At 55.8% G+C, this 25,496-nt stretch carries 24 protein-coding genes and 2 pseudogenes; 8 read left to right on the forward strand and 18 right to left on the reverse strand.

The features are described from left to right. Nucleotides 1–155: 155 nt before the first annotated feature. The 16 genes from G7K71_RS03930 to G7K71_RS20010 form a co-directional block, all read right to left on the reverse strand. Nucleotides 156–1,319, reverse strand: a complete 1,164-nt coding sequence (locus G7K71_RS03930) for an amidohydrolase (RefSeq protein ID WP_166343660.1) — start codon at nt 1,317–1,319, stop codon at nt 156–158. Next, the gene (locus G7K71_RS03935) at nt 1,307–2,053 is read right to left on the reverse strand and encodes a gamma-glutamyl-gamma-aminobutyrate hydrolase family protein (RefSeq protein WP_166343662.1); all 747 of its coding nucleotides are present in this window, start codon (nt 2,051–2,053) and stop codon (nt 1,307–1,309) included. The genes G7K71_RS03930 and G7K71_RS03935 overlap by 13 nt, the downstream gene beginning before the upstream one ends. A 45-nt stretch (nt 2,054–2,098) precedes the next feature. Then, nucleotides 2,099–2,449 (reverse strand): type II toxin-antitoxin system PemK/MazF family toxin, encoded by a 351-nt coding sequence (locus tag G7K71_RS03940; RefSeq protein WP_013821671.1) that lies wholly within the window; start codon nt 2,447–2,449, stop codon nt 2,099–2,101. Nucleotides 2,450–2,453: 4 nt separating this feature from the next. Next, entirely contained in the window at nt 2,454–2,723 is a 270-nt protein-coding gene (locus tag G7K71_RS03945) for a ribbon-helix-helix protein, CopG family (RefSeq protein WP_313884883.1), read from the reverse strand. Between the two features lie 101 nt (nt 2,724–2,824). Then, the gene (gene ilvN / locus G7K71_RS03950; RefSeq protein ID WP_121450485.1) at nt 2,825–3,328 is read right to left on the reverse strand and encodes an acetolactate synthase small subunit; all 504 of its coding nucleotides are present in this window, start codon (nt 3,326–3,328) and stop codon (nt 2,825–2,827) included. Nucleotides 3,329–3,680: 352 nt separating this feature from the next. Further along, nucleotides 3,681–4,532, reverse strand: coding sequence for a hypothetical protein (locus G7K71_RS03955; RefSeq protein ID WP_166343664.1), 852 nt, complete (start codon nt 4,530–4,532; stop codon nt 3,681–3,683). Between the two features lie 4 nt (nt 4,533–4,536). Further along, nucleotides 4,537–6,051 (reverse strand): glutamate synthase-related protein, encoded by a 1,515-nt coding sequence (locus G7K71_RS03960; protein WP_166343666.1) that lies wholly within the window; start codon nt 6,049–6,051, stop codon nt 4,537–4,539. A gap of 84 nt (nt 6,052–6,135) precedes the next feature. After that, entirely contained in the window at nt 6,136–7,275 is a 1,140-nt protein-coding gene (locus G7K71_RS03965) for a glutamine amidotransferase family protein (protein ID WP_166343668.1), read from the reverse strand. After that, nucleotides 7,256–8,563 (reverse strand): NAD(P)/FAD-dependent oxidoreductase, encoded by a 1,308-nt coding sequence (locus G7K71_RS03970; protein WP_166343670.1) that lies wholly within the window; start codon nt 8,561–8,563, stop codon nt 7,256–7,258. Before G7K71_RS03970 ends, G7K71_RS03965 begins: the two co-directional genes overlap by 20 nt. A gap of 15 nt (nt 8,564–8,578) precedes the next feature. Further along, nucleotides 8,579–9,025, reverse strand: coding sequence for a 4Fe-4S dicluster domain-containing protein (locus tag G7K71_RS03975; RefSeq protein WP_166343671.1), 447 nt, complete (start codon nt 9,023–9,025; stop codon nt 8,579–8,581). Nucleotides 9,026–9,305: 280 nt separating this feature from the next. Next, nucleotides 9,306–10,637, reverse strand: a complete 1,332-nt coding sequence (gene glnA, locus G7K71_RS03980) for a type I glutamate--ammonia ligase (RefSeq protein ID WP_013821663.1) — start codon at nt 10,635–10,637, stop codon at nt 9,306–9,308. 282 nt (nt 10,638–10,919) lie between these two features. After that, on the reverse strand, nt 10,920–12,251 hold the full coding sequence (gene glnA / locus G7K71_RS03985; RefSeq protein ID WP_166343673.1) for a type I glutamate--ammonia ligase: 1,332 nt from the start codon (nt 12,249–12,251) through the stop codon (nt 10,920–10,922). Nucleotides 12,252–12,367: 116 nt separating this feature from the next. Further along, nucleotides 12,368–12,949 carry an ANTAR domain-containing response regulator gene (locus tag G7K71_RS03990; protein WP_013821661.1) on the reverse strand — a complete coding sequence of 194 codons (582 nt, stop codon included), beginning with the start codon at nt 12,947–12,949 and terminating at the stop codon, nt 12,368–12,370. Nucleotides 12,950–13,179: 230 nt separating this feature from the next. Beyond that, on the reverse strand, nt 13,180–14,760 hold the full coding sequence (locus G7K71_RS03995; protein WP_166343675.1) for an FMN-binding glutamate synthase family protein: 1,581 nt from the start codon (nt 14,758–14,760) through the stop codon (nt 13,180–13,182). A 231-nt stretch (nt 14,761–14,991) separates the two neighbouring features. Then, entirely contained in the window at nt 14,992–16,311 is a 1,320-nt protein-coding gene (gene glnA, locus G7K71_RS04000) for a type I glutamate--ammonia ligase (protein WP_166343677.1), read from the reverse strand. Nucleotides 16,312–16,588: 277 nt separating this feature from the next. Next, nucleotides 16,589–17,164 carry an ANTAR domain-containing protein gene (locus G7K71_RS20010; RefSeq protein WP_166343679.1) on the reverse strand — a complete coding sequence of 192 codons (576 nt, stop codon included), beginning with the start codon at nt 17,162–17,164 and terminating at the stop codon, nt 16,589–16,591. Between the two features lie 202 nt (nt 17,165–17,366). Here G7K71_RS20010 and G7K71_RS04010 point away from each other — a divergent pair. Next, nucleotides 17,367–17,654: pseudogene (locus tag G7K71_RS04010) on the forward strand (ATPase); the annotation flags it as partial. A 333-nt stretch (nt 17,655–17,987) separates the two neighbouring features. On the opposite strand, the pseudogene G7K71_RS19245 reads toward G7K71_RS04010, so the two are convergent. Both G7K71_RS19245 and G7K71_RS04015 read right to left on the reverse strand, forming a co-directional pair. After that, nucleotides 17,988–18,420: pseudogene (locus G7K71_RS19245) on the reverse strand (IS3 family transposase); the annotation flags it as partial. A gap of 69 nt (nt 18,421–18,489) precedes the next feature. Then, a complete protein-coding gene (locus G7K71_RS04015; RefSeq protein ID WP_243174552.1) occupies nt 18,490–18,858 on the reverse strand; it encodes a hypothetical protein in 369 nt (122 codons plus the stop codon). A gap of 296 nt (nt 18,859–19,154) precedes the next feature. On the opposite strand from G7K71_RS04015, the gene G7K71_RS04020 reads away from it, so the two are divergent. The 7 genes from G7K71_RS04020 (at nt 19,155) to G7K71_RS04050 (ending at nt 25,182) form a co-directional block, all read left to right on the forward strand. Further along, entirely contained in the window at nt 19,155–19,445 is a 291-nt protein-coding gene (locus G7K71_RS04020; protein ID WP_166343683.1) for a UPF0175 family protein, read from the forward strand. Further along, nucleotides 19,429–19,911 carry a DUF3368 domain-containing protein gene (locus tag G7K71_RS04025; RefSeq protein WP_166343685.1) on the forward strand — a complete coding sequence of 161 codons (483 nt, stop codon included), beginning with the start codon at nt 19,429–19,431 and terminating at the stop codon, nt 19,909–19,911. The genes G7K71_RS04020 and G7K71_RS04025 overlap by 17 nt, the downstream gene beginning before the upstream one ends. A 255-nt stretch (nt 19,912–20,166) precedes the next feature. Then, a complete protein-coding gene (locus G7K71_RS04030) occupies nt 20,167–20,349 on the forward strand; it encodes a hypothetical protein (RefSeq protein WP_313884884.1) in 183 nt (60 codons plus the stop codon). After that, nucleotides 20,346–21,950: a recombinase family protein gene (locus tag G7K71_RS04035; protein WP_166343689.1), complete on the forward strand. Its 1,605-nt coding sequence runs from the start codon at nt 20,346–20,348 to the stop codon at nt 21,948–21,950. Before G7K71_RS04030 ends, G7K71_RS04035 begins: the two co-directional genes overlap by 4 nt. After that, nucleotides 21,913–22,776 carry a hypothetical protein gene (locus G7K71_RS04040; RefSeq protein ID WP_166343691.1) on the forward strand — a complete coding sequence of 288 codons (864 nt, stop codon included), beginning with the start codon at nt 21,913–21,915 and terminating at the stop codon, nt 22,774–22,776. Before G7K71_RS04035 ends, G7K71_RS04040 begins: the two co-directional genes overlap by 38 nt. Before the next feature lie 337 nt (nt 22,777–23,113). Continuing rightward, a complete protein-coding gene (locus G7K71_RS04045; protein ID WP_166343693.1) occupies nt 23,114–24,202 on the forward strand; it encodes a YafY family protein in 1,089 nt (362 codons plus the stop codon). Between the two features lie 11 nt (nt 24,203–24,213). After that, nucleotides 24,214–25,182, forward strand: a complete 969-nt coding sequence (locus G7K71_RS04050) for a hypothetical protein (RefSeq protein ID WP_166343695.1) — start codon at nt 24,214–24,216, stop codon at nt 25,180–25,182. The last annotated feature ends 314 nt before the right edge of the window (nt 25,183–25,496 follow it).

Here is a 25,496-nt window from a genome sequence, read left to right on the forward strand (position 1 = left end):
CATATGGATATATTTTTAAATAATTCAAACAATATTCCTTTAAAAAATCACTACCTGGTTTTATTGTTTCCATGATATTACTCATTCCCATTTCATTAATGATAACATTTTTGTTTTTAATATTATTTTATCTGGGCAGAACATTACCGAATTAACTACGTTAGATCCTTGTAAACCAGGCGTCCATCAATATAGGTTTTAATTACCCGGGTGCGGGGATCAAAGGGATGGCCGTTTAGCACGACTACATCGGCATCCTTACCCGGCTCCAGGCTGCCCAACCGGTTTTCCAGGCCCAGTATCCTGGCCGCATCCAGGGTAATGGCCCGCAGGGCCCTTTCCTCCGGCAGCCCGCCCCGGACGGCCAGGGCGGCGGATAGGGCCAGATACTGAATGGGCACCACCGGGTGGTCGGTCATGATGGCAAAAGTGACACCAGCCCCGGCCAGGGCCCGGGGAGTCTGCAGGGAAATCCCTTTCAGCTCTACCTTGGCCCGGTTGGTAATCATCGGCCCCACCACGGCCATCACCCCATGGGCCGCCAGCTCCTGCGCCACCAGGTAGCCTTCGGTGCAATGCTCCACTACCAGCAAAAGATTGAATTCCCGGGCAATGCGCAGGGCGGTCATAATGTCATCGGCCCGGTGGGCATGCACCCTTAATGGAATTTCCCGCCGCAGCACCCGTACCAGCGACTCCATTTTTAGATCCCGGTCGGGACGTTCACCCCGCCCGGCCGCCGCCGCTTCCAGCTTGCGCTGGTAATCCTGGGCTTTAGCCAGCGCCTCCCTTAAGAGGGCCGCCGAAGCCATACGGGTGGCGGGCATTTTTTTCTCGCGCCCGTAAGTGCGCTTGGGATTCTCACCAAGGGCAGCCTTTAAGCCCACCGGGGACCGGAGCACCATCCGGTCGACCACCTGGCCGGCGGTTTTGAGGGCCACCATCTCCCCACCGATGATATTGGCGCTGCCGGGACCGGTGGCCACGGTGGTCACTCCCCCGGCCCGGGCATCTTCAAAGCCCAAATCTGCAGGGTAGACGGCATCGATGGCCCGCAGGTGAGGGGTAACCGGATCGGTATATTCATTGGTATCATCCCCCTCCTCCCGGTAAATCTCCTCGGCCACGCCCACATGGCAGTGGGCATCTATAAACCCGGGCATTACCACACAGCCGGTGGCATCGTCCACCTCAACACCTGCTGGAACCTCGTTTAAAGGGCCTACGGCGACAATTTTGCCCCGCTCTACAAGCACCATGCCCGGTTCATATACTTGTCCGGTCATGGTAATCACTTTTCCACCGGTTATGGCCAGCATACTTGCTCATCTCCCCTTTTGCCTTTTTTGTACTCCCGGCCGGCGTCCACCAGGGCCGCAAAGATACCTAAAAAGCGCCCGTCCCGCTCCCACATGGTTTCGGGATGCCACTGCACCCCCAGGGCAAAACCCCGGGCGGTGCTTTCTATGGCTTCGATAATACCATCCACGGACCGGGCAGAAACAATAAACCCCGGAGCAGGCCGCCGTACCGCCTGGTGGTGAAAGCTGTTCACCCGCATAACCCCTGCACCAAATATAGCGGCCAGGCAGGTGTTTTCCTCCACCATAATTCCGTGGGTGGCGCACCAGCGGGGAGCCCGCTGGTGGTGCTTTAAACAACCCGGAACCTGAGCAGCAATATCCTGATAAATATTCCCCCCGGCGGCAATATTCAATACCTGGGCCCCCCTGCAAATACCCAGGACGGGCAGGCCCAAAGATAACGCCCGGCGGGCCAGGCCCAGCTCAAAGTCGTCCCGCTCCGGGCTTATCTCTCCACAACCCGGCAGGGGTTCTTCCCCGAAATGGACGGGATCCACATCGCCGCCCCCGGAGAGAATTAACCCGTCTAAAAGCTCCGGCCATGTATTCAAACCGGCCTCCCTTCCGGTGTACGGCAGCAATAACGGTAACCCGCCGGCGGCTTCCACAGCCCTGGTATAAAAGCGACTTAAAAAAAAGTGCATTTTTTCCTCATCCCAGGCGCAGGTAATGCCAATTAACGGCAGCATTAAAGCACCCCCGCTCAAAAAGAAAAAGCACCTGCTGCAGGCGCTCTATATGTCCACCAGGCCCAGGCTGATTTCTACGGCATGGTTCACTTTGAGCATGGTTTCGCGGCTTAAGGAGGTGACTTTTTCCATCAGGCGGCTCTTGTCAATGGTGCGAATCTGTTCCAGCAGGATGACCGAATCCTTCTCCAGTCCGCCCGGACTTGCGGGCATTTCCACGTGGGTGGGAAGCTTGGCCTTGGCAATTTGAGAAGTAATGGCCGCCACAATGGTGGTGGGGCTGTACTGGTTGCCAATATCATTTTGAAGGATTAATACGGGTCGGGTACCACCCTGCTCCGAACCCACCACCGGGCTGAGGTCGGCATAAAAGATGTCGCCACGGCGGACCTGCATTGATTTATTTTACCTCCGCCTTCTCATATTGTCCTACCGCTTCCGCCTCCAGCCGGTAGTGTTCAGCAGCTAATTCCCGGTTGATTTTGGCCATTTCCTGATACCCCTTTTTCATCTGCTCCCGTAGCTGCCGGCGCTTGCGTTCGGCAATGTAGAAGCGCATGGCCTCCCGGATCAGTTCGCTCCTGTTTAGTCTTTCTGCAGCCACAATCCCGTCTACCTCGGCCAGGAGATTGTCGGGAAGGCTAACCATAATTCTCTTCACCTGAGCCACCAGCCATACCCTCCTTAAATTCGAGGCAAAACTACCAGTATAACATATTATATACACCTGGGCGCGGGTTATGTCAATACCTGGTTAAAAAAGGGTATTATTTACTGTTCCTGATAATACTTGGCTGCTCCCGGGCCGCGGCACAAGGCAATTTTACCGGTACGCACCATTTCGACAATGCCGTGATCCTCCAGCACCGCGCACAGAGCGTTGATCTTTTCTTCATCGCCCGTCAGTTCAATAACCATTGTTTCCCGGTTGACGTCCACAATGTTCGCCCGGAAGATCTCGACAATATCGACAATATCGGAGCGGCGGGCTGCATCAGCCTTCACCTTGATCAGGGCCAGCTCCCGCTCAATGGATTCACTGCTGTGCAGTTCCTGAATCTTGATCACGTCCACCAGCTTGGATAGTTGTTTAACCACTTGATCCAGTTCCCGGTCGTCGCCGTTAACCACAATGGTAATGCGGGTGATGTCCGGCTCCTCGGTGTAACCGGCGGCAATACTTTCTATATTGAATACCCTCCTGCTCAACAGGCCGGAAATCCGGGCCAGCACCCCCGGCTTGTTCAGCACCAGCACCGCCAAGGTATGTTTCACGCCTATCCCCCCGTTCTTTCTGTGATACGTTTATTTTAACATAAAACCCGCACATTGAATATCGGATTAACGCAAGAGTCCGTGGTCAAGATCCAGTAGGTATCTCTACCCTGAAAATAGTAATTGCCGCCGTTTGCACGCGCTCGCTCCGTTCGCCTCGCAGGCCAAACTAGTGCTCGACCTCGGGCTCCGGCGGGGTTCCCGGCCCATTCGGCATCCATGCCTCAGGGGCCGGCCTCGGGCATCCATGCCCTCGGCCCCGCCTCCGCCCTCGGTCTCGCCAAGTTTGGCACCTGGCTCGGCTCAAGGTCGCTCGCTTCGTGCAAAACGGCGGCCATTTATCTTCTGTGGTCTAATAGGCGTAAATCCTGCCGTAAGGTCTTTTGGATACCGGCATCAGTTTGACAAAACGGTCATCCAGGATGCTTTCCGCATTGAGGTTAAAGTGCCGGGCAAATTCACCAACGTACTGGTGTAAAAGCCGACGGTCCTTGTCATCCAGCTCCAGCACGCCCACTTCCTTGCCCAGCTGGTGGGGGGCAACTTCTCCCCGCAGGTAAATTACCCCGCCGTGCATGCCCGTACCGATGTAGTGGGCGTGGTGGCGCTCGCCCGGCTTGAGGTTTAGGCCCAGCAGGATCACAATACCCCCGGCCATGTACTCGCCAAAGAAGTCCTGGGCCGTCCCGCCGATTACCAGTACCGGCACCTTGCCGGTATACTCCTTCATATGAATGGCCGCCCGGTAACCGACGCTGTCCCGGATAAAAATCCTGCCGCCGCGCATGGCCATGGCCACGATATCCCCTGCCCGCCCGTGAACCACGATCTCGCCGTCATCCATGGTATTGCCCACCCCGTCCTGGGCATTGCCGTGCACCACGATGCGGTGCCCGGCCAGGAAAGCTCCCAGGTCGTTGCCCGGCGTGGAATAAACATGAATTTCTATTTTGCCTTCCTGCTGTGGGAGGAAGAGCCGCGTCCCGATGTAACGCTGCCCGCAAACGTTCAGCAGGGTGATCTTGCGGGCACCGGAAAGGGCCGCTTCCCGGATCAGATCATTTACTTCCTTGTGCACAAGATCCCGGGCGTCTATTTCCGCCTCCTGTCCATCTATTGAAAGGCGGCTCCTCAGTTCATCAAGGGATCTAACACCACCTAAAAACATTTCCCGCAGCCCATATCGGGCACAGCTTACCGCCATGTTCTCACTCCCCCGCTCCTTTTACTCCCAGCACGTCCAGTTCCCAGCCCTCCAGGCCCACCCCGCGCAGGTGTTCCCGGTTGCCCCGCAGGCTTTCAATGGCGTTAATGCCCATGCCGCCCAGCATTTCCTTGATCTCATGGCTCCAGCCCCGCAGCAGGTTGACCAGCCGCTGGCTGGCGATTTCCGGGTTCAGGCGGCGGGTGAGGTAGGGATCCTGGGTGCAGATACCCCAGGCACATTTGCCGGTATAGCATTTCTGGCACAGGGTGCAGCCCATGGCCACCAGTGCCGCCGAACCGATGTACACCGCGTCCGCCCCCAGGGCAATGGCTTTGACCACGTCCGCACTGCAGCGGATACCGCTGGCCGCAATGATGGAGCACTTGTGCCTGATGCCCTCTTCCCGCAGCCGCCGGTCCACTGCCGCTAAAGCCAGCTCGATGGGAATACCCACGTTATCCCGGATGGCTTTGGGCGCGGCACCGGTACCGCCCCGCAGGCCGTCAATGGCCACGATATCTGCTCCGGCCCTGACTATGCCGGAGGCAATAGCCGCCACGTTGTGCACCGCCGCAATCTTGACGGATACCGGCTTTTCGTAGTTGGTGGCCTCCTTCAAGGCATAGATGAGCATGGACAGGTCTTCAATGGAATAAATGTCATGCTGCGGCGCCGGGGAGAGAGCATCGGTACCTTCAGGGATCATCCGGGTCAGGGCAATGTTGGCCGCCACCTTTTCTCCCGGCAGGTGACCGCCAATACCCGGTTTGGCCCCCTGGCCGATCTTGATTTCCACCACCGCCGCCGAGTTTAAATACTCCGGGTCCACCCCAAAGCGCCCGCTGGCACACTGCACGACGGCATTTTGGCCGAACTTTTCCCGCATTTCCCGGGGCAGACCGCCTTCACCGGTATTGAAGAGGGTACCGAACTCTTTAGCGGCCATGGCCAGGGACACAAAGGCCTGGTAGCTGATGGCACCGTAGGACATGGCCGAGAAAAGAATGGGCGTTTCCACGGGCACATTGGGTGAAAGCCGGGATGTAATGGACACTTTGTCTCCACATACTTCCACTTCCAGGGTATCCGGCTTGCGCCCCAGGTAAGTACGCAGTTCCATGGGCTCCCGCAGCGGGTCAATGGAAGGGTTGGTTACCTGGGAGGCATTCAGGACCAGGTGGTCCCAGTAAATCCGGTAGGGCTTGTCATTGCCGCTGCCGGTCAGAATAACCCCTCCGGTCTCGGCCTGTTTCTTTAAATCCTGCAGCTTCTCCCTGGTCCAGCTGGCATTGGGACGATAGGTCGTCGGGTGCGGGTATACAGAAAGGGCGTTGGTGGGGCAGAACACCACACAACGCTGGCACCCCACACACGGGCTTTCATCGCTGAACATGAGGTCCAGTTCTGTATCGTAATGGTGAACCCCGTTGGGACACTGCCGCTCACAGACCCGGCATTTTATACACCGGTCACTGCGGCGTTCAACCAGAAACTCGGGTAACAGATGGGAAAACATGCTATCTCACCCTCATTATGTGTGATCTTGTTAAATACCGGTCAGCACATAAGTTAATAAGGTGCCTGGCACCATATTAACTTATTACACGGCACGGGCCAGGCTGGCCAGATGGTCCTTAGTGTGCAGCCGGGCCACTACCGGCTCGCCCCCCGGCGGCGTCCAGGCCAGGTCAAGCCGGGGAGCCACGGCCCGGATGGACGCCTCTTCGGAAGAAAGAAAGACAAAATCCCCCGCCGCAGCAGCTGTAATTGGCCGCAGCCTGATGCGGTCGGTCAGGCCGAACATTTCGTTATGATGGGCGACGATAACCGTAAAGGGGCCGTTCATCAGCAGAGGGGCGTAGGCCATGCGCAGGGTCTTATAAAGCTCCCGGCGTTCCGGTTCCATATGTTCAATGATGTCCCACATGGGGGCGGCGAAGATCCTGGACACCACTTCTATGGGCAGGCCCTGCCGGCGCATGAGCAGGTCCACGGCATAGGCCATTACTTCCGTATCCGTATAAAGGGTACAGTAATAGCCAAACATTTCCAGATAACGCCGGTTGGTGCCGTAAGAAGAAATCTCACCGTTATGCACCACCGTCCAGTCCAGGATGGAAAAAGGGTGTGCCCCGCCCCACCATCCGGGCGTATTGGTGGGAAAACGACTGTGGGCGGTCCAGATGTATCCCTTGTACAGCCGGTCAAGCATAAAGTAATCGGCAATCTCCTCGGGGAAACCCACCCCTTTAAAAACGCCCATGTCCTTCCCGGAAGAAAAGACGTAAACACCATCGATCCGGGTGTTGATGTACATCACTTTTTCCACCACGAACTCGTCATCTGACAGGTTATTTCCTTCTTCCAGGTGCTGGCGGGGAGATACGAAATAACGCCACACCACCGGCGGGTTCAGAACCGTTGCCTTTTTATTGGTGGGGATTTCTTCATCATAGACCACGTGGAAATGGTCGGCCAGAAATTCATCCACTATTTCTTTGGCCCCCAGTTGATGACGCTCAAACATGATGTGCAGGGCGTAATAATCCTTGTACTCCGGGTAAAGCCCGTAAATGGCAAAACCGCCGCCCAGGCCGTTACCCCGCACCTTCATGTTCACCATGGCGTTTATGGCCATTTCCCCGCCAAACCTTTCCCCGGCCGTGTTCATTACTCCAAACAAACCGCAGGCCTGGGAATCTTTTTCAGGCAGGTAACGCTCACTGATTTGCGGCTGCATGTTCGCTCATCACTCCTTCATCCATCAGCAACTCCCGTCTCAGGCCTTCCGGAATGGCCAGGTAACCGAATTCCTCCTCCAGGAGCTTCTCTTTAAAGTAAGTAACAGGGCAACCCCGGCGCATCAGGTGAAGAAAGATACCCGCCCGGGCAATCCCGGTCACCAGGGTAAACCCGTAAATGCGGTCGTCCTTCAACACAAATCTCCGGTAGCTGCGGGAGCCGGCATCAAAACGGCTGATAACCTCAAAGCCATCCTTTTCCCCTGCCGTGTTGAGACCGGCCGTGATAATGTTCAGGTCGAAAAAGTGCATGGCATTCATGGAGGTGGCCCGGTCATATTCCCGCTTCATACCCAGCATGTTGTACGCGGCCACCCGGCCGCCGGCGTAGGCATTGGGCCACAGGGGGAGCACGCGCCGGTTACCCATCAGGAAGTCGTAAACTTCGGCACAGTCTCCACAGGCATAAACACCGGCAGCGGATGTTTCCATCTGTTGATTCACCAGAATACCCCGGTTCACGGCCAGTCCGGCTTCCCTGGCCAGGTCCACCCGGGGGACCACACCCACGGCCACCACCAGCAGGTCGCAGGGGAGGGAAGTACCGTCGGTGAGCACCACTCCGGTGGCCCGCTCCCCGCCCTGGACTTCTTTAAAGGTGGTTCCGGTGTATATGGCCACGCCGGACCGGCGGAAGGCCTCCTCAATCAGCCGGGAGGTAAACTCATCCACCACCGGCGCCAGCACCCGGGGAGCCAGTTCCACCACACCGACCTCCAGACCCTTTTTATGCAGCGCCTCGGCTGCCATAAGGCCGATGATCCCCCCGCCGAGCACCACCGCCCGCCCCGCCGACGGGAGCAACCGGCTGATGCGCTGCAGATCCTGCAACGCCACAAAGTTGCAGATGTTCTCCTTTTCCGTATCCAGTCCCGGTATGGGGGGTACAATGGGCCGCCCGCCGGTGGCCAGCAGCAGTTTTCCATAGGAGATGGTCCGGCCGTCATCCAGTTTTACCACGTGTCCGGCCGTATCCAGGCCCACCGCCCGCCGGCCAAGCACAGGGGTAACTCCCAGACGCTCATAGAAATCCACCGGGCGGTAGAGCATTTTCTCCACGGGCACTTCATTATCCAGGTAATAGGGCAGCAGGGCCCGGGAATAGACATGGTGTGGTTCTTCCCCGATAACAGCTATGGAACTGCTTTTATCGAATGAACGCAGGGTTTCAATGCAACCCACCGCACCCACCGAGTTACCAATGATCAGATAATCAAACCTCTCCATAAGCTTCCCCCTTGCCTAACTGGTGAACGAATCCTGATAAACCAGTGCCCGGTTGGGACACTGCTTCACGCAGGCCGGTTCTCCCATTTCCTTACACAGATCGCACCTGGCTACTTTGCGGTTGACTTCATCGATGACCACTGCCCCGTAGGGACAGGCTATAACGCAGCTGTAGCAGCCTACACAGCGTCCGGCATCGTGTTCCACCCGGCCTGTGAGGGGGTCCCTGTACAGTGCCCCGCTGATGCATGCCTCCACGCAGGACGGTTCGGTACAGTGCCGGCAATGCACGGGGAGGGTAAAGGGCAGGTTTTCTTCCACCACCACCCGGGGTACCGGCCGTGGTGTTTCATGGAGAAATGCTTTGAGAATGTTTTTACTGCGTGAATGTGCCACCACGCACCAGACCTCACACAGGTGGCAACCAATACAGACTTCCGGCTTGACCACAACTCGAGGCATTTCCGTCACTCCTTCCCCGATAGACTATAGACTAAAGTTGTAAAAAAGACTAAAAAAGCCCACGGCAGGCCTGTGGGATGGAAATGGACATTTTCCTCCTTGAAAGGTGACCTGCACGTGGGCCTCGTTGCCCTCGTTACCCCGGCACACCGTTGTACCGGTTCAATTTATTTTCGCATATTTGGGGGCGGTCGCCCCCCCCCCGGTGCTCAAGTTCGGCCGGCTTCCTGGCCCGTCCGGCCCTTCCGCAAGGTACTACGCCGTCCTCCAGCGAGCACGCCTAGTACTTGGTCAGATACTCCTCAATCTCCCAGGGATGCACCTGCACGCGATAACGGTCCCATTCGATGCGCTTTGCCTCCATGAAGCGGCTGTATACGTGGGGGCCGAGAGCTTCCTTGATCACCTCGTCCCGCTCCAGCTCATCCAGGGCTTCCTTCAAACTCTCGGGCAGGCAGCCGATGCCCCGCTCCTCCCGTTCCCTGGCACTCATTTCATAAATGTTGCAGTCGCAGGGCGGCGGAGGCAAAATGCGATTTTTAATACCGTCCAGCCCCGCCGCCAGGCACACTGCCAGGGCCAGGTACGGGTTGCAGGACGGGTCCGGGCTGCGCAGCTCGATGCGGGTTGACTGGCCCCGCTTGGCCGGAATACGGATGAGGGGGCTGCGGTTGCGGGAGGACCAGGCGATATACACCGGTGCCTCGTAACCGGAAACCAGACGCTTGTACGAGTTTACCGTCGGGTTGGTTATGGCGGCAATGGCCCGGGCGTGCTTCATCAAGCCGCCGATGTAATACAGGGCTGTATCGCTCAACTGCAGGGGTGCCTGGGGATCGTAAAAGGCATTCTCCCCGTTTTTCATAAGGGACTGGTTTAAGTGCATGCCCGAACCGGCAATGCCGAATATGGGCTTGGGCATGAAGGAGGCATGAAGCCCGTGCCTCTGGGCGATAGTGCGCACCACAAACTTAAAGGTGACCACCTTGTCGGCGGTATCCAGGGCATCGGCATATTTAAAATCAATTTCGTGCTGCCCGGGAGCCACCTCATGGTGGGAAGCTTCGATTTCAAAACCCATCTGCTCCAGGGTGAGGACCATGTCCCGCCGGGCATCTTCACCCAAATCCACAGGCGTCAGGTCAAAATAGCCCGCCCGGTCGTGGGTGATGGTGGTGGGACGGCCGTCACTGTCCACGTGGAAGAGGAAAAATTCCGCCTCCGGACCCACGTTCATGGTAAAGCCCATTTCCCTGGCTTCGGCTATAACACGCTTGAGCACGTAACGGGGGTCGCCGATAAAGGGGGTGCCGTCGGCATTATAAATGTCACATATCAACCGGGCCACCGCCCCGTCCCGGGGGCGCCAGGGAAAGACTACGAAGGTGGCCGGGTCGGGACGCAAGTACATGTCCGATTCCTCGATACGAACAAAACCTTCAATGGAAGAGCCGTCAAACATCATTTCCCCATTTAAGGCCTTGTCCAGCTGTTCTACGGTAATGGAGACGTTTTTTAACACACCGAAAATATCGGTAAACTGCAGGCGGATAAATTTCACTCCCAGTTCTTTGGCCAGATGCCTTACATCATCGTTAGTCAACTGAGCCACGGGCCTTCAACCTCTCCCTTCTAAAAAACCGGGGCTATTTACGAAAAAAAGGCCACACCTGCAGGATAGCGGTCTCACCTGCTGCATGTGGGCCCCATTGCCCCTTCCGGATACAACATCGTACCCGAATTATGTTGTTGCACCGTTATTTTAAAGCTAGTTTATAGTATATACCATAAATACCTCAAAAGAAAAGGGCTTTTTGACAAATTTTTTACCCTGGAAAAAATACCCTACCGGGTATCCCCGGCAGGGCTATTAGGAGGATGGTAACAAAACTTTTTAAAACTTGGTTAGGTACTCTTCAATTTCCCAGGGGTGAACCTGGACGCGGTAGTTTTCCCATTCCTTTTGTTTGGCCTCGACAAACTTGGTGTAAATGTCTTCGCCCAGAGCTCCCCTGATTACCTCATCCCCGGCCAGTTCCTGCAGAGCTTCCTCCAGGCTGGCGGGCAGGCTCTCGATGCCCAGTTCCCGCCGCTCGGCAGCGGTCATCTCGTAAATGTTGCGGTCACAGGGAGGCGGCGGCGCAATGCGGTTTTTAATCCCATCCAGGCCGGCCGCCAGACAGACCGCCAGGGCCAGGTAGGGGTTGCAGGACGGGTCGGGGTTGCGCAGCTCAATGCGGGTGGACATGCCCCGCTTGGCCGGGATGCGGATCAGCGGGCTGCGGTTGCGCCCCGACCAGGCAATATAAACCGGGGCCTCATAACCGGGCACCAGACGCTTATAGGAGTTTACCGTGGGGTTGGTTATCGCGGCCAGGGCCCGGGCGTGCTTCATTAGACCTCCGATGTAGTAGCGGGCAATATCACTCAACCCGTCGGGGGCGGAAGGGTCATAGAAAGCATTTTCGTTCCCCCGGAAGAGGGACTGGTTGGTGTGCATGCCGCTGCCGTTAATGCCATAGACGGGCTTGGGCATGAACGTGGCATGCAAACCGTGCCGCTGGGCAATGGTCCGCACCACAAATTTGAAGGTCACAATTTTATCGGCACAATCCAGGGCATCGGAATACTTAAAGTCAATTTCATGCTGGCCGGGAGCCACCTCGTGGTGGGAGGCCTCAATTTCAAAACCCATTTCTTCCAGGGTGAGCACCATAGCCCGGCGGGCGTTCTCCCCCAGATCCACAGGGCTGAGGTCGAAGTAACCGGCCTTATCGTGGGTGCGCAGGGTGGGACGTCCCTCGGAATCCACCTGGAAAAGGAAGAATTCCAGCTCCGGTCCCACATTCATGGTAAAGCCCATTTCCGCCGCCTGGGCCAGCACCCGCTTGAGAGTGTTGCGGGGGCAGCCGGCATAAGGAGTGCCGTCGGGATTATAGACATCGCACATGAGGCGGGCCACGGCACCGTCCCGGGGACGCCAGGGAAATACGGCAAAGGTTCTGGGATCGGGACGAAGGTACATATCGGACTCTTCAATACGGGTAAATCCGTGAATGGAAGAGCCGTCAAACATCAGCTCCCCGTCCAGGGCCTTTTCCAGCTGTTCCACGGTGATGGCCATGTTCTTGAGCACACCGAGAATGTCGGTGAACTGCAGGCGGATGAACTTTACGCCCATTTCCCTCGCTTTGGCCAGTACTTCTTTTTTAATTGCTTCGTCCATAAAACAACCACCTTCTTGAAATTTTTCAAAATGGAAAGGCGCCCCAGGGGAATAGTTCATACTGACTTAATTCCCCACAGGGCGCCTTTGCCCATTTTTCGGTACGTCATTATACCTTAACTTTTTAAGTTGTGGGCCAGGATGATGGCTTCGGCAACCTGACGCATGGAAATGCGTTTGTCCATGCTGCTTTTTTGCATGCGCCGGAATGCCTCGGCTTCCGTGAGTCCCAGTGTCTCCATCAGGATTCCCTTGGCTTTTTCTACTAATTTACGGGTTTCCAGGGCTTCCTTCAATTCCTGGACCTGGCTTTCCAGCCTGATGATTTCCTGGTAGTTGGCCAGGGCCAGTTCCACGGCGGACAACAGGGTACTTTCATCCACCGGCTTGGTCAGGAGGGCCGATACCCGCGCCTCTTTGGCTTTCTCTAAAAGGCCGGGACTCATGGAGTTAACCAGCACGACCACTGGGGCCAACTTATCCTCATGGAGAATGCGTGCCACTTCCAGCCCGTCCATGCCCGGCACCCCGGCCTCGATGATCAGCAGATCCGGCTGCCGGCTGCGCACCAGCTTGAGGCCCGAAAGGCCATCCGATGCCTCACCCACGACCCAGTATCCCAGCTTGGTGAGCACGGCTTTAATGGACTTTCTCCAGGTGGCATCGCTATCTACCAGCACTATTCTCTGTTCCGCCATGGAGATTTTCCTCCCAAATTGTTCCTGGTAACCAATCCGCCGGGCGTTGCCGGACTACTGGAAAAAATACCACCTTCCCGGGAAGAAAAATGCCCTCTTCAAGGCCGTATGGCCTGTCGAGGGCGTCATTGCCTGTTCATAGCCGGGCACATCATTGTACCCTACAAATAAACCTTTGGCATGTTTTTATTATAATCCGTACCCCGGCCCTTGGCAACAGTTTTTTTGTGTTAACCTAAAATTTCTTCAACCTCTTCGGCATCCACATCCATGACGTACCTGATGCCGGTAATTTCAGCTGCTTCCCTGGTCAGGGCGGTCACATCGTCCCGGGTGATGTAGGACAGGGCAAACTTGCGGGCGCCGCACATGAACTGCCGCAGGCCCTGGGCCAGCCGCTCAAAGTAGGTGTAGACACCGATAGCTCCCACGGGCAGTTTTTCAAAGGCTTCGGCACCCAGTTTTTCCTTCAGCTCGCTGGCGGCAATGAAGACCTGCTCAAGGGACTCACCGTATTTCTTGTACTCATTGGGCACCTTGCCGGATTTTACGGCTTCGCCCACGGTCTTACCTACCATGGCCGCCGTCAGGGGCGAGCGGGCCATGCCGATGGCTTTCACGTAGGGAGCACCAATGGCCAGTCCCTTGAACATGTGATCCTCCAGGGTGAAACCACCGGCAATGGCCACCGGCGGGACATAGGCGCCCCTGGCCGCCAGTTTATCCAGGTACTTGACCAGCAGCGCCTGCAGGTAGAGGGTGGGTACGCCCCACTCATTCATCATCCGCCAGGGGCTCATACCGGTACCACCGCCGGCACCGTCAACGGTGAGCAGGTCGAGCCTGGCGTCCGAAGCGTATTTGACTGCCCGGGCCAGGTCGGCCGGACGGTAGGCGCCGGTCTTCAAGAAGACGTACTTTGCTCCGGCCTTGCGCAGTTCTTCCACCCGGGCCATAAAGGACTCGTATTCCACCATGCCAATGCGCGAATGGCGCTCAAACTCGCTGAAAGCACCGGCCCGGTAGGCCGCCTGTACTTTGGGGTCCGTGGGATCGGGCAGCACAATGTAGCCGCGGCTCTTCAGCTGCAGCGCCCGCTCCAGGCTGTCCAGCTTAACCTCGCCGCCGATGTCCTTGGCCCCCTGGCCCCACTTAAGTTCCACAGCCTCTACGCCCAGCTTCTCAATGGCGTACTCCTGGACCCCCAGTTTGGTATCTTCAACATTGGCCTGTACGGCAATAAACCCCCTGCCGTTGTACCACTCCTGGAAGTCCTTCACCCGCCTGGCAAGGTTGGGTGAATGGACAACCCGCCCGTTCTTTATTTCCACATTGGGGTCCATGGCGCATACGTTTTCACCAACAACAATGCCTACTCCGGAAACAGCCGCACCGGCGGCCAGGTGGTCCCAGTTATTGGCTGCCACATTGGTGGATCCCATGGCAGCAATTACAATGGGCAGGTTCAGTTTTAAATCCGCGCTGGCTCCCACGGCGGTTTCCAGGCTGACTGCCGGGAAAATGGCCTTGTCGGGATCAGCTTCAATACCGTGGGCGCCCACGGTGGTACCCAGAATGTTGAAGTGGGAATAATCCACCGGGTAATCCTTCTGAGAAGCAGAGGTGGTTTTGCCAAAGGGTTGGGGATAAAGTACTTCCTTGCCCCGCACGGAAGATTTACCTATTTCACAAAGGCCGGGGCAGCCGTCCAGACAGGTCACACACATCCCGCTAAAGGGACAATAGCTCTCACCAGTGCGCAGCCGGGTCAGGGTAGCTGCAGTGGCATTAACACCTTTACTAAAACTCATTGTTCCATCCTCCTAAAAAACACGGTAAAATTAAGGCAGTGGTTCTTTCTAAAAATGCTTTCTTCTCTATTGCCGGCCTGGTGATCAACATCAAGCCGGTATTTTTTTATCCGCCGTTTCTCTCTATACCAGCCAATTCTTTGCCAACCATCCCCCCTTTCTCATCTATTTTTTCCACCGGGAACACCCCGGATTGTTTCTTTAAAATGTCCTGGTAACAAAATTTCAGAACTAAAAGTTAGTCAAATATTCATCCAGCTCCCACTGGTGCACCTGGGCTTGATAGCGCTCCCATTCGTCTTCCTTGGCTTCCAGGAAGCGAGCGGTAATCTTTTGCCCCAGGGCGTTCTGGATCACCGCATCACCGGCCAGGGCCCGTAAAGCGTCGGCCAGGTTGCGGGGCAGGCCAATGCGGCGAACCAGCTCCCTTACCGGCGCATGATTCTCCGACAGGGGTGCCCCGGGCACCAGGCCGCGTTCGATGCCGTCCAGTCCGGCTGCCAGGGAGACAGCCAGAGCCAGGTAGGGATTGGCAGTGGGGTCGGGGCTGCGCAAAATTACCCGGGTGCCTTCCTGGCGCTGGGCCGGCACACGGATCATGGTGCTGCGGTTTTCCTCCGACCAGGCAGCCAGTACGGGAGCCAGGTCGGTGGGCACAAGACGCTTGTAACTATTGACCAGCGGATTAGTAATCGCCGTTAAGGCACCGGCATGGGCAATCAACCCGGCTATATAATGGTAAGCCAGCTCGCTCAGCTGGTGCTCCCCCGCAGGATCGTAAAAGGCATTTTCACCGTCCCGCCACAGAAACTGGTGCAAATGCATTCCCGAGCCGTTGCAACAGGCCAGGGGGCGGGGCATAAAGGAGGCGTGCAGGCCGTGCCGCTGGGCAATGGTGCGCACCACAAATTTAAAGGTGGCAATGCTGTCGGCCACAGTTAAAGCGTTATCTTCTTTAAGAAAGATTTCATGCTGCCCCGGCGCAATCTCGTGGTGGGAAGAAGAAACATCCAGGCCCATCTCCTGGAGGGTGAGCACCATATCCCGGCGGGCATTCTCACCCAGATCCACCGGCGTGAGGTCACAATACCCTGCCCGGTCGTGGGTGGTAACGGTCGGCTTGCCCTGGGCATCGGTATGGAAAAGGAAAAATTCGATCTGCGCTCCTACCCGGAACTCCAGGTCCATTTCTTTCGCCCTGGCCAGCACACGCTTTAAAGCCGCCCGGGAACAGGCACCGTAAGGTTCACCCTGGGGGGTCAGCACATCACAGATCAACCGGGCCACTGCCCCTTCCCGGGGCCGCCAGGGAAAGATCACAAAGGTTGCCGGGTCGGGAAGCAGGTAAATGTCCGACTCACGGTTTTGGACGAAACCCTCGATCACCGAACTGTCAAACATCACCCGGCCTTCCAGCGCCCGGGGTAATTCCTCCACAGTGATGGCTATATTTTTCAAGACACCAAAAATATCGGTAAACTGTAACCGGATAAACTTGACATTGTATTCCCGGGCTTTATGGAGTACGTCTTCGGCCGTCAGGGTGGGCATGGTGATCTCTCCTTCCAAAACTCTGGGACAAGAAAACAAAAAACGCCCTGCTTCAGGCCCGCGTTTACCTTACAGGCCTGAATCAGGACGCCATTGCCCTGAAAAAAACCGTACAATGATGATTATAACAAGACTGCCCGGGAGATCAAGATGTTCTTAACAAGAAATACTGTATACAGTTAGCCCCGCCGCAAAAATATGCAAAATACCCAGCACGGAGCACCGGAGTGAACGTGGACAACGCCATACCCTGGCAGGTTAAGTGAATACCGACAGATTACTTTTCCAGGGCCATAATAACTTCCCGGGCCACCCGGGCTAAAGGTACGCAGCGATTCATACTCATCTTTTGCAGGTATTTATAGGCCTGCCGCTCCGTCATTCCTTTTCTCTCCATAAGCAAACCCTTGGCCCGCTCCGTCAACTTGCGCTCTTCCAGAGTCTTGCGCAGGCCTCTAATTTCCTTTTCCAGCCGCATGGTCCGCTCAAAGGAAGCCATGGCCATTTCAATGGTCGGCACCACCATTTCCTCCTGCAATGGCCTGGGGAGCACCCCGTAAACCCCGGGCGAACGAACCAGCTCGGCCACATTTTGCTGGTGCAAGTCGGCCGTAAGCACCACCGGGGCTACATGATGCTCTTCGATAATGCCGGCCACATCTATGCCCTCACTGCCTGGAAGGCGGTACTCCAGAATCACCAGTTCCGGGGTGGTTTGAAAGACCATTTGCAGCAAGGACCGGCCGTCCTGCGTTTCCCCAATCACCATGTATCCTGCATGGCGCAGGATCTCTTTAAGCCGGGCGCGAAAATCCCTGTCGCTTTCGGCAACAACAATGCGGGTCCTGTACACCGGGACCACACTCCACCTTTTTCGTCACTGAATTACATTATAACATGCGGCTATTGATGCGGGGAACCGCTGCCAGGGCTGCCTTTTCAGGGTGCCATACTCTCTTGAAGCCGGTTTTTTAATCCCAATATTGCAGCAACGTGTCATTTTAACTTGTAAATAAGCATATATTTCCCCAAAAACAATCTGGGGGGTACGCATATTGGATAAGGGCAGGCTAAAAAAGGTTTTCCCGGGGGGCAACACCTGCCGGGGATTTTACTCGTTTTACGACTACATTATTGAACCCGACGCCACCCGCATTTTTGTTATTAAAGGAGGACCCGGTGTCGGTAAGTCAACTTTTATGCGCAAGATTGGCGAAGAAATGCTGGAGCGGGGTTACGACGTGGAATTCCATTGCTGCTCCTCGGACAACGGCTCGCTGGACGGAGTAGTTATTCCGGCCATCAAGGTGGCATTGCTTGACGGCACCGCTCCCCACAGGGTCGTGTCTACCCAAGAAACAGCGGACAAGCCTTCGAAGTAGTGGTTTTTAAATAAGGTTTGCGGCGGTTCCTCATTACCGGATCTTTCAGCCGACGGCTGAAAGATGCCGCTTATTCGCCACCGGGCGTCGCTGCTTGGACGTCAGGGTCGCTGGTTAGACGCCGCGGCCCGGCGGCCTTTTTCTCACGCCGACCGTGTTGAGCGGCGTGACGTGCAACTACGTCAGCACGGTGACCTATTAGACTATCAGTATACTTATATCCCTTGGCATCGGTAAAACGCGTGTGGTCAATGAACGTCTCGGCCAGCCAGACCGGATGACCGTAATAATGGGAAGGCCCCGCAGCAAGTAGGGATATACTCGATGCTCACGGTTTCTCTTGCTTAAGTTAGACTTGAGATAGATGGCGGCTATATCCATTTCTCGCATGTGGCGCTGGACGGCTTTGCGGTTGACCAGGAATCCCTCCTTTCGAAGCTGGCCGTAATGCGCCCGGAACCGTAAAAGGGAAACTCGGAGTATATTTCGTCGATGCGGTGCTTTATGGCTATTTCTTCTGGGGAAGGAGGCACGGGGTGGTAGTATAAGCTGGAACGGTTTAAGCTTAAGAGCTCGGCTTGCTTCTTGATAGATAGTTCTGGATGACCCCATTCCACCAAACTCAGGCGCTCATCCCGGCTAAGCTCAGAGGCCACTCTTTTTTAAGCCAGGTCAGCTCAGTGGTTAAACGGTCGACTTCGGCGTAGAGGTCTTGGATTTTCTTCTCGTATTCGTTTCCTAGTACCCATTTTGTCGCTTAGGACCCCCATTTTTCGTGTCTAAAATCCTGGGTCCATTATACAATAAAAAAGTGGGCGAATTTGGACGCAAAACTCCGGAACGTCCATGTTATGTGCTTTGACCCCCTGACAAATTTCACCTTTGCCAGCTCCTCTACGAGGGCGGGAGTAGCCGGTACCGTGGTATTTCCTAAGACGCTGCATAAGTGTTCGGCCACCTCTGCTACGGCGTAAACCTGGGTTCCGTAGAGGGCGTTGACGGCTGCCGCTTTGAGCAGGGTCGATTTGAAATCGAAGTCCGGAAAAGACCGGGCAAGGGAATCCAGCGCCTCATCCGTCGCCTGCCACCCCTTGCATTTCTGGCACAACTGCAGGGCAGCTTCCATCTGCCGGCGTTCAAGAGGAACGGCCGGTTTTTTAAACATAACTCATTTCATCCCCTTCATTCGTCACTGTTACCCGGGCAGCTGTTTTTGGCTTAAGCAGTCTTTCTGCTCGGCTGATGTTTATGGCTGCCGCAATCATCGTTATCATTATACTGTATTTTGCCTTTTCTTTCCTCTCTATTGACTTCCTGCCCGCCATAAGCAAGCCTTACAAGCTGTTACAGATTTTTTCAAGGTGACAATATCACAGATGGATTATAATAAACATAAAGTTGAGGACGTGTATCTCTTATGGTATGATTTTACTAAAGTTGGTATTACCGGGAGGCGATAAAATGCCGGACCAAACTATAAGGATTGATCTCGAGTTGCCAAAAGAACTGTTCATCAAAGGCCAGGAATCGGCTCAACGGGTAAAAATGGAGGCCTTGAAGAGGCTGGCGGCAACCTTTTACGCAGATGGGAGTTTATCCCTGGGCAAGGCGGCGGAACTGGCCAACGTTTCCAAACAGGAATTCCTCGATTTCTTGGCCGCACATAACATTCCTCTCAACTATGATCTCGACGAGCTAGAGGAAGACTTGGCGACCGTTAAGGAGTTTTTGCAAAATGAAAGTGGTCTCTAACTCGACACCACTTATTGCTTTAGCCCGGATTAAGCAAGTAAACCTCCTGCATGCCGTATTTGGACGAATTATTATTCCTCAAGGTGTATACAATGAAGTGGTACTACAGGGAACTGAACTTCCCGGTGTGAAAGAAATCAGAGAAGCTACCTGGATCGAGACCCTCCAAGTACAAAACGCTCTGGCGGTTTCCCTACTTAGAACCGACCTTGATCGGGGAGAAGCGGAAGCCATCGTTTTAGCCAGGGAAGTTAAGGCGGATTATCTTTTAGTTGATGAGAAAAAAGCCCGACGTATCGCCAGAAACTCGGGCTTAAGGATCATGGGTACCTTAGGCGTTGTGGCGCTTGGTGTAAAAAAGGGGTTATTGCCTGCTATTGATCCAATCCTCGATAGCCTGGAACAGAATGGGTTCCGCTTTAGCGAAAGGGTAAGAACAAAAATTAAGGAAGAAATTGGGAAATAAACTGACGGCGGAAACTTATACCAGACCCTTCACCAGCAAGGTGAAGGGGTTTTTGTTTTGTCTCCGCCTTGCCGTCTCAAAGGCCCAAGGCTTAGAAATGGTAATTATTTCTCCCCGGGTCGTCCCATAGACGCCTCCAGCATAAACTGAAATGAAAAAAGTGCAGTTATTTGCTTGATAATTGGAATCTGCTTCGAGGTACGGTAGGCTTAGAGGTGGAAGGGTTTTTGCCCGGCCACCGGGCCTTAATAGGAGGTGGGGGCCTTGGCAAAGCGGGAATTTGAAGTAATAGTAACCCGTACCGGCTCCCAGGATGAACGTGAACAAGCCTACCGCGAAGCGATTCGTTTTGTTCTCTGTCGCCTTCCTGTGTCTAGCAGGAAATTGCAGCAAGCACATCCAAATATTCCGAGGCTGAAGGAGGGGCAGGGAAGGTGAGCGCTGCACTGATATATTTACGAGTGTCCACTGAGGAACAGGCCGAACGCGGCTATTCCATTGCGGCGCAGCGGGAGGAATGCAGGGCCAAGGCCCAGGAATTAGGCGCAACTGAAATAACAGAATTTATAGACGAAGGGGTCTCGGGCTCAATCTTAGAGCGCCCCGCCCTGGTGGCGGCGCTGGAAAAGCTAAAAGCCGGCGGCATCCGCTGGTTTGTTTGTTTGGATACCAGCCGTTTGTCACGCAGCGTGGCACACCAGCTTTTATTGATTGACGAGATTAAAAAAGCAGGAGCGGAGCTGATTTTTGTCAACTCCAAGTTTACCGACACCCCTGAAGACCGTTTTCACTTAACTGTACTTAGCGCCGTTGACGAATACGAACGCGCCAGGACCAGGCTCCGCTCCTTAATTGGCAAAAGAGCCAAGGCAAAAGCGGGGAAACTTACTCATAGCCCTGGACTTTACGGCTATGAATTTGATAAAGAAACAGATACCCTGCACATTATCGAAGAAGAGGCTAAAATCATCAGGCTTATGTATCAATGGTTCGTTTCCGAGGAAGACGTCAGCCCGTATGAAATAGCGCGGCGATTAAATGCCATGGGCATCCCTAGTCCCAAAGGCAAACAATGGGCCAAACAAACGGTTAAACGTATTTTAGCCAATAGCGCTTATGCGGGCATCCTGTATATCCGCCGCTATGATACTAAGGATGTCAAGTTCAATAAATATAAGCCGCCTGAAGAAAGGGTAAGCAGAAAAGAAAGACCCCGCGAAGAGTGGGTCCCTATTTCTGTCCCCGCCATTGTTGATAAACAAACCTGGGAGGCAGCCCAAAAGCGTTTTGAGAACTCTCGAAGGCGCTGGCGCAGCTTCAGCACTTACCCTTATCTTCTTTCGGGCCTTATGCGCTGCGGAAAATGCGGCGCGACTATACACGGGAATCTTGTTACGTCAAAAGGAAAGAAGAGGGCTTATTACGTCTGCACTGCGAAATCACCAGGCATACCGGGTCGGGAACGCTGTAAATCCCAATATCTTAATGCTCCGGAATTAGAAGAAATCGTTTGGGAAAGAGTCTCAGGTTGGCTGACAAATCCGGAAAGGCTTCGCGTAGAGCTGCAGGCCGCTTTTCCTGACGAGATTGCCAAAGCTTTGGAAATCGAGCTTGCCACCATCGAAAAAGAATTGGTTCAAGTCTCCAAAGAACGGTCACGGGTAGCGACCATGTTCCAAAAAGATTTGATACCGGAAGTTGAAATGGAACAGCGGCTCAGGGAAATAAAGGAGCGCTGGGAGTACCTCTCGCGCCGCCGGGAGCGGATTTTAAGGGAACTTTCCCGGCACGACCTGGCGGCGCAGGAATTGGAACGGTTAGAAGAGCTTGCTGCCCAGGTTGGAGATACTCTCGACACTCTTTCTCTTGAAGAGAAAAAGCGCCTGGTTAATCTCTTGATTGAAGAGATTACTGTTACCGGGAAGCGCATTGACATCAAAGCCAAAATTCCCGACACTATACCCGAAACCGTAGCCATTCTCGAAACTGCTGCTGCGGGCAATGGTTTCTACGGTAGACACGACACTGCATGTGGTTGATCCCAAGAACCCGGGAGCGGTGGATGAAATTGTTCACCTCGGGGACCACTGGAACGAAGAAGGCCTGCGGGCACATAAAAAGGAAATCCTGGCTTTAAACCAGGAAATAGGGCGGCTGTTTAAACGGGCCTACAGCTACCTGGCCGCCGCCCACCTCTTTTTGGAAGAGGTGCGCAGCCATTACCGGGAAACCGGCGCCTTTAATGTGGGTGCCTTTGATAAGCTCGCGCTTGACTTGACCCACGAGATTTTTGCGGGGCAAACGCGCCAGACAGATAACCCCAAAGCCCGCCACCTTTTTGCTACGGCCATCACCCCCGATGGGACGGTAAGCTACCTGGACACCATCGTTGGCCATTTAAAGAAACGTTACATTGTCAATGGCGACGACGGTACGGGCAAGACCACCCTGGTCCGGCGGATTATGGATGCGGCTTTAATGCGCGGGTTCGACGTGGAAGCCTACCACTGCGCCCTGGACCCGTCCCGGATCGAACACCTGGTCATCCCGGGACTGGATATGGCGGTGGTCAACTCCGTGGAGCCCCACTATTATAAACCCCAAAACGGCGACGTGGTTGTGGACACCATGACCTGTGTCAGGCCCGTGTCCGACCCGGTATTGCGGGCCGAAAGGGATACCGCCCGGGAGATGTACCGGCGCTGCATGGAAGAAGCCGTGGACTTCATTCACCGCGCCAAGAAAGTCCACGATGAAGTGGAAGCCTATTATATCCCGAACATGAACTTCCAGGACATCGAAGCCCGCAGGCTAAAGGTGCTGGCCAGGATCCTGGAGCTGGCGGAAGAGGTAAACGGGCAGTAGGAACAGGGTGCAAAGACCTTTTCTGGGGAAAATGTAATGATTGTATTGTTGCCTCAATCAGATGGCCCTTGGCAGGCCATTTTTTATTTTGGTCCGTATTTAGTATATTTGCAACCGCTGATTCCGCTAACCCTTCAACTTTACCACCTGCGCGGGCGGACACTTATGTGTCCGGCTGCCCTGGTATTATCACCATGGAACGAACCGGCACGCCGACAACCTCTACTGAACATACAAAACGAATGGATCCGGGGGAAATGTTTCACGACCACGGAGAATGAGACGGGAATACAATGCCCCGGGCATCAGGTAGAAGGACAAGGGAGGGGGAGCCACTATGCCGTACCCGCGTACCCGGGACCACCCGGAAGCGGTCATCAAGATCCTGCTCACGGTGATCGAGAAAACACCCGCAGGCGGGGCCACCCTGGAAGAGCTGAAGGAAGCGTACCGGGAGGTCAAGGACCGGGAACCGAGCGAGAAGACCATCCGGCGCATCATCCGGCGCATCAACCTCCTCTTCGACCCGCTGGCCTACGACTATGAGGACGACTGCGAGGAGATCGACAGGGAACCGCGGGCCATCGAGGCCCGGAAGAAGGGCGACCGCCACACGTACATCTTCACCCGCGACCTCGCTGCGCCCCGGTTCGATCCGGGCCTGGACCTGCTCCTAGCCCTGAGCCTCTACCCGCAGCAGCGGCACCTCCTGCCCGACCAGTTCGAAGTACTTTTGAAGCTCGTCTTCGAGAGCGTACTGCAGCGGGTAGCCGAGTGGTGCCGCCTGCGGCAGGAGATGGAGCGCTACGTATACGTCTCGGGGCACGGCCCGGCAAACCCACAGAAGAACGCGCGCCTGGTAGAGCGGATACTCCAGGCCATCCGCCTGGCCAAAAGGGTACGGTTGGCCTACCGGCGCGCCTCCGACGGGCAACTGACCACACGCGAGGTCGAGCCGTACGGCCTGCTCTGCCGGCACGGGATCTGGTACCTGGTTGGCCGCTGCCTCGCCGCGGGCGAAAAGCGCGTCTTTCGCCTCGACCACATCGACCGCCTGGAGCTGGTGGAAAGCAGCACCTACACCATCCCGCAGGACTTTTCGCTCCGGGATGCCTACGCGCACGCCTGGGGTGTCTGGACGGAAGAGGAGCCCGGCCCCCCGGAGACGGTGCGCCTCCGGGTCAGTCCCGGCCTTGCCCACAAGTTCCGCGTCACCCGCTACCACCCCAGCCAGGTCGTAAAGGAGCTGCCGGACGGGGGCATCGAGGTGCGTTTTGAGGTGGCCGGCGCCGGGGAGATGATCCCCTGGCTCTTGAGCTGGGGCGCGGCTATAGAGGTACTGGAGCCGGGCTGGCTCCGGGAAGCAGTGGCCGAAGTGCTGAGAGAAACGCTCTCGCTTTACCAGCATGAAACCGGCAGTTTCTAGGGGGTGTGGAGATGCAGCCGAAATTTCGCTTCTCTTGCGACGGCAACCGCCTTATATGGGTGGACTACGGGCCGGAGGATTACAGGAGGCTCTGGGGCGGAGACGACAACGCCTACCTTGACTTTTTGGCCGCTGCTAACCGTGCCTGCCAGGAGGCGCGGGATGAACACCCGCTGCACTGGCCGGTGCGCGTGCCTTTCGACGCGGAGGACTACGCGGCCTGGGCACGGGAAAACCCCACAAAGGCAGGTCAGCCGGATGCTCACCTGGAGTGGGCGGTATGGGTTGCCCGGCAGCCACAACGTCTGGCAGCCCTGCGCTCGCGCCACCGGCTGCAGTGCTACGTCCCCTCGGACGAGCTACTCAGAACCGAAACCACGGTGTGGGGCCTCCCGGTCGTGGTATACGACGCGGCTGCGGCCCACAGCCTTACCGCTCCCCTGCCGCCGGAATTTCTGCAGGCGGTTATAAGGGGGCTTTTCCAGAAGCTCTGGCGGAATGCCATACCCTTCGAGCGGCTTTCGCCGCTGCGCGCCCGGGGGTTCGCCGCCGTTCCCGGCGACCGCCTGATTCTGGCCGTGCAGGTCAAGTACCTGCAGGCTGCCATAGCTCGCTTTGTGGCCCGCGTACCGGCGGAACTACCGGCTTCCTTCACCGCGCCCGCCCGCCATCGCATCAGGCCGCCCCGGTCTTACCCGTGGCTCGAGATCCTGGGCCCGCCGCTTTTGTTAATCGGTGCCCATGACGACGTAGAGACAGCGGAAACACTGGCCCGCTGCCCCGAGCCGGAGGAACTCCCCCTGGATCTGTGGGAGAGTTTCTTTGCCGAGCGCGGAATCACTTTCCTGGCCAGGGAGGCCCACCGCTTCTTCTTCGAAGTCCATGCAGACGGGTACATCGAGGAAATCAAGGGTAGTCTTCGTTCCACGGTGGAGAAACCAAACCCGCTCCGCCGGAGCAGGCTGCGCAGGGTAAAGTGAAGCATCAGGAATGGAGGGTCAACACGTGAAAAAAGAAAAAGCCGGCCTTATTTACGACGGCCAGTACCTCGTAGAGGTGGTCTTCACCGAAAAAAATTTTCTTAGTTAGAACTCCTAAAACCCCTGCCGTCTCCCTTCCTGAAAAGCTGGTGCTTGCTTTCTGTGCCACTTTATACGCCGGCAAGCCGGAGCCCGTTCCTCCCTTTCAAAGGCTCTCCTGCCGGCGGGCTCGAGGGGCCGGAGTAACTCCTTTCAACCAGTTTGCCCGACCAGAAAAGTTGTCCGGGTTGGAGAGAAATAGGTCCTGTCGCATA

This window comes from Desulfofundulus sp. TPOSR, assembly GCF_011393055.1.
Lineage (GTDB): Bacteria > Bacillota > Desulfotomaculia > Desulfotomaculales > Desulfovirgulaceae > Desulfofundulus > Desulfofundulus kuznetsovii.